8 protein-coding genes are annotated in these 7,851 nt (G+C 66.8%); 6 read left to right on the top strand and 2 right to left on the bottom strand.

Annotated features, from left to right (window positions below; all coding sequences use genetic code 11):
- The 6 genes from ppsR to NBV68_RS15470 all read left to right on the top strand — a co-directional run.
- The coding region (gene ppsR / locus NBV68_RS15495) for a transcriptional regulator PpsR (RefSeq protein WP_296311396.1) at positions 1 to 1,020 on the top strand (1,020 nt) is incomplete at its 5' end.
- A gap of 308 nt (positions 1,021 to 1,328) precedes the next feature.
- Entirely contained in the window at positions 1,329 to 2,255 is a 927-nt protein-coding gene (chlG, locus tag NBV68_RS15490) for a chlorophyll synthase ChlG (RefSeq protein WP_296311393.1), read from the top strand.
- Positions 2,255 to 3,610 carry a BCD family MFS transporter gene (locus NBV68_RS15485; RefSeq protein ID WP_296311391.1) on the top strand — a complete coding sequence of 452 codons (1,356 nt, stop codon included), beginning with the start codon at positions 2,255 to 2,257 and terminating at the stop codon, positions 3,608 to 3,610. The genes chlG and NBV68_RS15485 overlap by 1 nt, the downstream gene beginning before the upstream one ends.
- Complete coding sequence (locus NBV68_RS15480) at positions 3,607 to 4,800, top strand: geranylgeranyl diphosphate reductase (protein ID WP_296311389.1); 1,194 nt, start codon at positions 3,607 to 3,609, stop codon at positions 4,798 to 4,800. Before NBV68_RS15485 ends, NBV68_RS15480 begins: the two co-directional genes overlap by 4 nt.
- 335 nt (positions 4,801 to 5,135) lie before the next feature.
- Positions 5,136 to 5,618: a TspO/MBR family protein gene (locus NBV68_RS15475; protein ID WP_296311385.1), complete on the top strand. Its 483-nt coding sequence runs from the start codon at positions 5,136 to 5,138 to the stop codon at positions 5,616 to 5,618.
- A gap of 30 nt (positions 5,619 to 5,648) precedes the next feature.
- Positions 5,649 to 5,903: a hypothetical protein gene (locus NBV68_RS15470; protein ID WP_296311382.1), complete on the top strand. Its 255-nt coding sequence runs from the start codon at positions 5,649 to 5,651 to the stop codon at positions 5,901 to 5,903.
- Between the two features lie 124 nt (positions 5,904 to 6,027).
- Here NBV68_RS15470 and pufM read toward each other — a convergent pair whose 3' ends face one another.
- Positions 6,028 to 6,999 (bottom strand): photosynthetic reaction center subunit M, encoded by a 972-nt coding sequence (gene pufM, locus NBV68_RS15465; RefSeq protein ID WP_296311380.1) that lies wholly within the window; start codon positions 6,997 to 6,999, stop codon positions 6,028 to 6,030.
- A gap of 14 nt (positions 7,000 to 7,013) precedes the next feature.
- On the bottom strand, positions 7,014 to 7,838 hold the full coding sequence (gene pufL, locus NBV68_RS15460) for a photosynthetic reaction center subunit L (RefSeq protein WP_296311398.1): 825 nt from the start codon (positions 7,836 to 7,838) through the stop codon (positions 7,014 to 7,016).
- Positions 7,839 to 7,851: the final 13 nt, after the last annotated feature.

Here is a 7,851-nt window from a genome sequence, read left to right as displayed (position 1 = left end):
GGCAAGCTCCAGCAGCGCCTGCTTCAGGTCCAGCAATCGCTCGAGCGCGACTACCTCAGGATGCGCCAGCTCGAGGCGCGCTACCGCATGCTGTTCGAGCGTTCGACCGAGCCGGTGATGATCGTCGAGGCCGGCACGCTGCGCATCCGCGAGGCGAACCCTTCCGCGCACACGCTGGTCGGCGCGCGTCCCGGCGGGCTGCCGGGCAAGAAGCTTGCGACCTTCATCGACAAGAGCGCGCAGGAGGCGCTGCAGGCGCTGGTCGGCGCGGCGCTGGTCTCCGATACGGTCAGCCCCGCGCGCATCCGCATTGCGCGCGGCCAGCGCGAGGTGATGGCGAGCGTCAACGGCTTCACGCAGGATCGCGGCCAGTTCCTGCTGGTGCGTCTGGTGCCCGCGACCGATCGTCCCGCGGGCGATTTCTCCCCCGTTCTCGCGCTGGTCGACCAGATGCCCGACGCCTTCGTGGTGGCCGACAGCAACCTCGAAATCGTCACCGCCAACGCCGCCTTCGTCGAGATGCTCCAGGCGGCGAGCGTCGATCAGCTGCGCGGGCGGCACCTGTCGGAATCGATCGGTCGGCCGGGGATCGATCTCGACCTCATCGAAGGCCAGATCGATCAGCACGGCGCCGCACGCAATGTCGCGACCGTGTTGCGGGTCGGCCACGATATCGAAGGCGAACCTGTTGAATTGTCTGCGGTTCGTACCTCGGGCGAGGATGGCTATTACGCCTTTGTGATCCGCCCCGTGGGCCGCCGCTTGCGCGATCTGCCGCCAGGCCAGCAGGACTTGCCGCGCTCGGTCGAGCAGCTCACCGAACTGGTCGGGCGCATGTCCCTGAAAGACATCGTCCGCGAGAGCACCGACCTGATCGAGCGGCTCTGCATCGAGGCGGCGTTGAGCTACACCTCGGACAACCGCGCCTCGGCGGCCGAGATCCTCGGCCTGTCGCGCCAGAGCCTCTATTCCAAGCTCCACCGCTACGGGCTCGGCAATCTGGCGGGCGACAGCGAGTAGAATACCGGCCCGTGCAGGGCTTCCCAGCGCCGCAAGGATCGCTGCTTCAGCGCCCCTTCGAACAGCCCTCCGGCGCGCGACCACATGGCAACAAACCGCCGACAACCTGCGCATGACCGGCCTTCAAACCGGCCATGCGAACAGGGGCGCAGGCGCGGCCCAATTGTCCAACTGTCAATTCGCCGAACATGTCCCGACATGACACCCCAAGGCAGCGTTTACGATTTTGAACGCGAAAAGCGGCATTTGCCCGACTCAATGTGTCAAAATAATTTGACGCTCTTGCTTGTCAGGCATAGCCTCGCATCATGGAGCACTCGGTACCTTCGACTCGCACCGTGCCCACCCCGGCATCGCGTCCCGGCCGCGCGCCGAGACCGGCTGACGTGCTCGAGCTGCTCAAACCCATCACCTGGTTCCCGCCGATGTGGGCCTTCATGTGCGGCGCGGTGTCTTCGGGCGCGGGGCTGGAGGGGCGCTGGTGGTTCGTTGCAGGCGGCGTGCTGCTCGCCGGGCCGCTGGTTTGCGGCACATCCCAGGCGGTCAACGACTGGTTCGACCGCCATGTCGATGCCATCAACGAACCCCACCGCCCGATCCCCTCGGGGAGGATCCCGGGCCGCTGGGGGCTCTATATCGCGATTATCGCGAGCCTGATATCGGCGAGCGTCGCCTGGCTGCTCGGACCGGTCGTGTTTGTCGCAGGCCTTGTGGGCCTCGCTTTCGCCTGGGCCTATTCCGCTCCGCCGCTGCGCTTCAAGGCTAATGGCTGGCTCGGCCCGCTGGTGTGCGGGCTGACCTATGAGGGGCTGAGCTGGTTCACCGGCGCTGCCGTGATGCTTGGCGCGATGCCTTCTGCTGAAGTGATCGCGGTGCTGGTGCTCTATTCGCTGGGCGCGCACGGGATCATGGTGCTCAATGACTTCAAGGCAGTGGAAGGCGACCGCCAGACCGGTCTCACCTCGCTGCCAGTGGTGCTCGGGGTGAGCCGCGCCGCGAGGCTTGCCTGCTTCACCATGGCCGCCGCGCAGGTGGTGGTGATCGCGCTGCTGGCGGTGTGGGGCCATGCCATTTCGGCCGTGGTGGTCACCGGCGTGCTCGCCGCGCAGATCGCCGCGATGCCCAAGCTGCTGCGTGATCCGGCGAAATATGCGCCGTGGTATAACGGTGTGGGCGTGACGCTCTATGTGCTGGGAATGCTGGCAGCGGCGCTCGGCCTCGGGGGCACTATCTGATGCACGCGCCGCTCGCCTCGCCCGTAACGACGCAAGCGGGCTTCGGCTGGCTGGCGATCGTGCGGATCGGGCTGGTGCAGGCGTCGATCGGCGCGCTGGTAATGCTGGCGACGACGGTGCTGAACCGGGTGATGGTGGTCGAACTCGGGCTGCTCGCGGCGATCCCGGCGGGGCTGGTGGCATGGCATTATGCGGTGCAGCTCGGTCGTCCGCTGTGGGGCCATGCCTCGGACAAGGGCAATAGCCGCACGCGCTGGATCATCGGCGGGGTGGCGGTGCTGGCGGCGGGCGGGTTGCTCGCCACGCAGGCAACGGTGCTGATGGCGACATCATTCGCGCCCGGTTTCGCGCTGGCGGTGCTGGCCTATAGCCTGATCGGCGCGGGCGTTGGCGCGGGCGGCACTTCGGCTTTGGCATTGCTCGCCTCGGGCGTCGCGCCTGCGCGGCGCGCGGCAGCGGCGGCGGTGACGTGGATCATGATGGTGGCGGGCATCGTCGCATCGGCGATCACTGTGGGCGCGTTGATCGACCCCTTCTCCTTCGAGCGGCTCATGCTTGTCGCAGGCGGGCTGGCGCTGGTGATGGTGACGCTGACGGCGCTTGCGACCTTCCGGCTCGAGCGGCAGGCGGGCCGGTTCGGCAACGCCGCCAGCGATGGTGCCGCCCCCGATTTCCGGGCGGCGCTGGCCGAGATCTGGCACGAGCCTGCCGCGCGGCGGTTCACGGTGTTCATCTTTGTCTCGATGATCGCCTTTTCGATGCAGGATCTGATCCTCGAACCCTTCGCCGGCCTGATCTTCGGCATGACGCCGGGGGAATCGACGAAGCTGGGCGGGCAGCATCAGAGCGGCATTCTGCTCGGGATGATCGTCACCGGGATCGGCGGCAGCGCCTTCAGCGGCAAGCGGCCCGATGGGTTGCGCGTCTGGGTGGTGTGCGGGTGCCTGCTCTCGGCCGCGGGGCTGGCTGCGCTGGGGCTGGCGGCTCTGGCCGGCCCGGGCTGGCCGCTCGGCATCAATGTGTTCGTGCTGGGGCTGGGCAATGGCGTGTTCGCCGTGGCCGCGATCGGCGCGATGATGGGATTGGCGGGCGCCGGGGAAAAGACCCGCGAGGGCGTGCGCATGGGCGTGTGGGGCGCGAGCCAGGCGATCGCCTTCGGGCTCGGCGGGCTGACCGGGGCGGTCGGCGTCGATCTGGCGCGGCGCGCCTTGCGCGATGATGGCGCGGCATTTCAATTGGTATTCGGGATCGAGGCCGCGGCATTCCTGCTGGCAGCCTTGCTCGCCATCAGGGCGACAGGCGGGGCAGCCATGCGCGCCAGCATCAAGCATTCGCAGAGGGAGCAGTTCGGATGAACCAGACAATCTATGACGCGGTCATAATCGGCGGCGGGCCGTCCGGTTCCACGGCCGCGACCGATCTCGCGCTGGCCGGCCATTCGGTGCTGCTGATCGAGCGCGGGGGGCGGATCAAGCCCTGCGGCGGCGCGGTTCCGCCGCGCCTGCTCGCCGATTTCGACATTCCGCAATCGCTGCTGGTCGCCAAGGCGCGCTCGGCCCGGATGATCGCCCCCTCGGGCCGTGCGGTCGACATGCCGGTGGGCGAGATCGGCTATGTCGGCATGGTCGACCGCGAGGAATTCGATGAATGGTTGCGCGAGCGCGCGCGCCATTCGGGCGCCGAACGCCTCACCGCCACCTTCGAGAAGATCGAGCGTGACGATCAGCGCCACCCGCTCGTCACCTTCCGCCGCACGCGTGGCGGCCCGATCGAAAGCGTGCGCGCCCGCGTCGTGATCGGCGCCGACGGCGCGCGCTCGGCGGTGGCCAAGCAGTGCCTTCCCGGCGCGGAACGCATCCCTTGCGTCTTCGCCTATCACGAGATCATCAAGTCGCCGCCCAAGAACACCGACCAGTTCGATGCCTCGCGCTGCGACGTCTATTATCAGGGCCGCCTCTCGCCCGATTTCTACGCCTGGGTCTTCCCCCACGGCGACACCGCGAGCATCGGGGTGGGGAGCGCCAACAAGGGCTTCAGCTTGCGGGGCGCGATCGCCACGATCCGCGACGACCTCGGCCTCGAACGCTGCGAGACCCTGCGCCGCGAGGGCGCGCCGATCCCGCTGAAGCCGCTGAAGCGCTGGGACAATGGCGCCGACGTGATCGTTGCAGGCGATGCCGCAGGGATCGTCGCACCGGCCTCGGGCGAGGGGATCTATTATGCGATGGTCGGCGGGCGGATGGTCGCCGAGGCCTCGGCCGCGTTCCTCAAGACCGGCGAGGCCAAGCATCTGCGCAGCGCCCGCAAGGCCTTCATGAAGGAGCACGGCCGGGTGTTCTGGGTGCTCGGGATGATGCAGTACTTCTGGTACTCCTCCGACAAGCGCCGCGAGCGCTTCGTCACCATGTGCGACGACAAGGACGTGCAGGAGCTGACCTGGCAGGCCTACATGCACAAGAAGCTGGTGCGCGCCAAACCGATGGCGCACGTCAAGATCTTCCTCAAGGACACCGCGCACCTGCTCGGCCTTGCGCCTGCGCACTAGAGCCTGTCCCGGTTAGGTGGAAGCATTGGCACGGAGCCGATTTTGGCCCAGCGCGAGGAGAGAGGAGGGAGCCATGCTGAAGCATGGTGACCGACGATCGACGCGGCGATGGGCCAAAAGCGGCCCGCCCCTTTCGGGGTCGCGTCAGGAAGCCCGCGGGCTGCGTCGCGGCCCTTGCAGGGGCAACCAGCCCCTGCTGGCGGACCACTCCTGTCCAGCGGGCTTCCTGACGCGATGCGAATGTTTCCACCTAACCGGAACAGGCTCTAGCTGCGCCGGGCACGGCGGATGCAGGCCTGTTGCAGGAGGCGGCCTTGCGCCTTAGAGCCTTGCTCATGAAGCCGACGATAATCATCCCGGTGATCGTTGCGACCGTCGCCGCGCTGTGCGTGGCGGCGTTGGGCGCGACGGTGACGGATCTGGGGCCGTGGTATCAGGGCCTCGCCAAGCCGGCCTGGAACCCGCCCGACGTGCTGTTCCCGATGGGCTGGACGCTGATCTATGCGCTCATCACGGTCGCCGGCCTCACCGCCTGGCGCGCGGCGCGCACCTCGGCGCAGGCGGAGTGGGTGATCGGGCTGTTTGCCTTGAACGGCTTTCTCAACATCACCTGGTCGATCCTGTTCTTCCGCTTGCAGCGGCCCGACTGGGCGTTCTTCGAGGTGGTGCTGCTGTGGCTCTCGATCCTCGCGATGATCCTCTATTGCGGCCGCTTCTCGCGAGCCGCGGCGCTGCTGCTGGTGCCCTACCTTGGGTGGGTGAGCTTTGCGGCTGCGCTCAACTGGGCGGTGGTCGAGCTCAACGCGCCCTTCGGCTGAAGCGGCACGGACGCGGGGAGGGCTGAGGCGATGATCGAGGCCTTCTTTGCCAGCGGCCATGCGGCCGATCTCATCCTTGCCGTTCTGCTGGTGGAAGCCGCATGGCTGCGCGCAGGCGCCGGGTGGAGCTGGGGCAGGGTGCTCGGCCTCATCGGCCCGGCGGCGCTGATCGTGCTGGGCTTGCGCGCGGCGCTGACCGGCGCGCAATGGTGGTGGATCGCGCTCCCGCTCGCCGCCTCGCTGCCGCTGCATCTTATGGACCTGCGCAGCCGCCTCGAGCGCTGAGCAGGCGCGCGCGCCTTCGCCCGCACAAAGCCCAAAGAAAAACCCGGCCGGGCTTGCCGCCCGGCCGGGTTTTTGCGTCTCGGGCGGGAGCCGGAGCCCGTGAGCCCCGGCATCCCCCGCTGTGTCAGCCGCCCTGCGAGGCCTGTGCGGCGCCGCTCGGATCGTAGTTGATCGTATCCGGAGCGTAGTAGTGTTCCTGGGCCCACAGGTACCAGTTGTCGACCACAGTGCCGGTCAGCAGGATGCCGATCCCGCCGGTGAGCGTGGTCAGCACTGCGAACCACCAGGCCCAGCGGTGGATGGATTCGAAGGTCGCGTTGAACCCCATCACCCAGCGCCAGAACAGCGCACCGCGTTCGGCAGCCGTGCCGCGGTCGGTGATCTGCTCGATCTCGCGCTCCCCGCCGTAGCGGCCGAGTGCCAGGATCGTCGCCCCGTGCATCGCGAACAGGACGGCCGACCCGTAGAGGAAGACGATCGAGAGCGCGTGGAAGGGGTTGTAGAACAGGTTCCCGTAAGTGAGCGAGAAGTTGTTCGTCCAGTCGAGGTGGCTGAAGATGCCGAAGGGCACGGCTTCAGACCACTGGCCCAGCAGCATCGGGCGGATGAAGCCCAGCACCAGGTAGAGCCAGATGGCAGAGGCGAAGGCCCAGGGGATGTGCATCCCCATGCCCAGCGCCTGCGCGCGGCGGTAGGTGCGCACCCACCACAGGAGGACCGAGGTCGTCAGGAAGAAGCCGGCGAGAATCCACCAGCCGCCTTCCTTGAGCGGCACGAACGGGCTGAAGCCGTATTCCGGCCCCGGAGGGTTCAGCGTGAGCCAGAAGAACTCGCGCATGAAGCCTTGGGGGCTCCAGTTCACTTGGGCCCAGAAGTTGAACCCGATGATCAGGAAGGCCAGCGTGCCGCAGACGAGGCTGAGCGTGCCGGTCCAGCCGAGATAGATCGGCCCGAATTGGGCCTGCCCGATCTTGCCCAGCCAGTAGTTGTACCCCGTGTAGGGGATGCGGATATCTTCCCCGGGTGCCATGGGGACACCCATTTCGGGTGGCCCCTTGACCTGCACCTGCGTGAAGATGTTCTGATAAGTCGCCATGGTTCAGGTGCTCCTTACGACCAGATCGGGATCTTCTTCCAGAAATCCCAGAATTCGATCCAGCTGCCGACATACAGAGTGCCGGAAATGACGATGCAGATGGCGCTCCAGAACCCGGCATTGAGTGCCAGGAAGAGTCCCACCCGGTGGATGCCGAGCGTGCCGACCGAATAGCCGATGAAGTCACGGAAATAGGTGTCTTCGTATTCGGGCGTCTTGACGTCGGTGCCCCCGCTCGGATTGACCGCCGACAAGACCAGGCCGCCATGCAGCGCGAGCGCGAGACAGTTCGTGAAGAAGAACGTGATCGCGAGCATGTGCACGGGGTTGTAGTGGAAGTTGCCGAAGGCGTAGCCGACGTTCGAGACCCACTCGAGGTGCGTCCAGATGCCGTAGGGGAAGCCGTTGCCCCACGCGCCCATCCACAAGGGACGGATGACGTTGAGCGAGACATAGGCGAAGACCGCGACGCTGAAGGCGATCGGCACGTGGTATGACATGCCGAGCTTGCGCGAGATTTCCGCTTGCCGCAGCACCCACGAGCTGAACGCCACGACGGCGCAGCAGGTGATGATCTGCCAGTATCCGCCTTGCTCCATCGGAGCGAGGTTGAGGCCATATTCGATCGGCGGCGGGTTGATCGAAATGAGCCACGGGTTGAGGGTCGGACCCTGGGTCGCAGCGGCGAAGATCAGCATGGTGCCCAGAAGGGCGCTGATTGCCGTCGTCACTCCAAAGAATCCGACATAAAACGGCCCGACCCAGAAGTCGAAGAGGTCGCCGCCGATCAATGTGCCACCGCGGACGCGGTATTTCCGCTCGAAACTAAGGAGCGCCATAGGTCCATCCTCC

The organism is Erythrobacter sp. (assembly GCF_023653175.1).
Lineage (GTDB): Bacteria > Pseudomonadota > Alphaproteobacteria > Sphingomonadales > Sphingomonadaceae > Erythrobacter.
Note: the sequence above shows the minus strand (reverse complement) of the source record. Positions and strands in the feature narration are given on the sequence as shown.

What these genes read in the sequence shown, in the direction of transcription:
- chlG (WP_296311393.1), top strand. Translation starts at nt 1,329, where the DNA reads ATGGAGCACTCGGTACCTTCGACTCGCACCGTGCCCACCCCGGCATCG.
- pufM (WP_296311380.1), bottom strand. Translation starts at nt 6,999, where the DNA reads ATGGCGACTTATCAGAACATCTTCACGCAGGTGCAGGTCAAGGGGCCA.
- NBV68_RS15475 (WP_296311385.1), top strand. Translation starts at nt 5,136, where the DNA reads ATGAAGCCGACGATAATCATCCCGGTGATCGTTGCGACCGTCGCCGCG.
- NBV68_RS15485 (WP_296311391.1), top strand. Translation starts at nt 2,255, where the DNA reads ATGCACGCGCCGCTCGCCTCGCCCGTAACGACGCAAGCGGGCTTCGGC.
- NBV68_RS15470 (WP_296311382.1), top strand. Translation starts at nt 5,649, where the DNA reads ATGATCGAGGCCTTCTTTGCCAGCGGCCATGCGGCCGATCTCATCCTT.
- pufL (WP_296311398.1), bottom strand. Translation starts at nt 7,838, where the DNA reads ATGGCGCTCCTTAGTTTCGAGCGGAAATACCGCGTCCGCGGTGGCACA.
- NBV68_RS15480 (WP_296311389.1), top strand. Translation starts at nt 3,607, where the DNA reads ATGAACCAGACAATCTATGACGCGGTCATAATCGGCGGCGGGCCGTCC.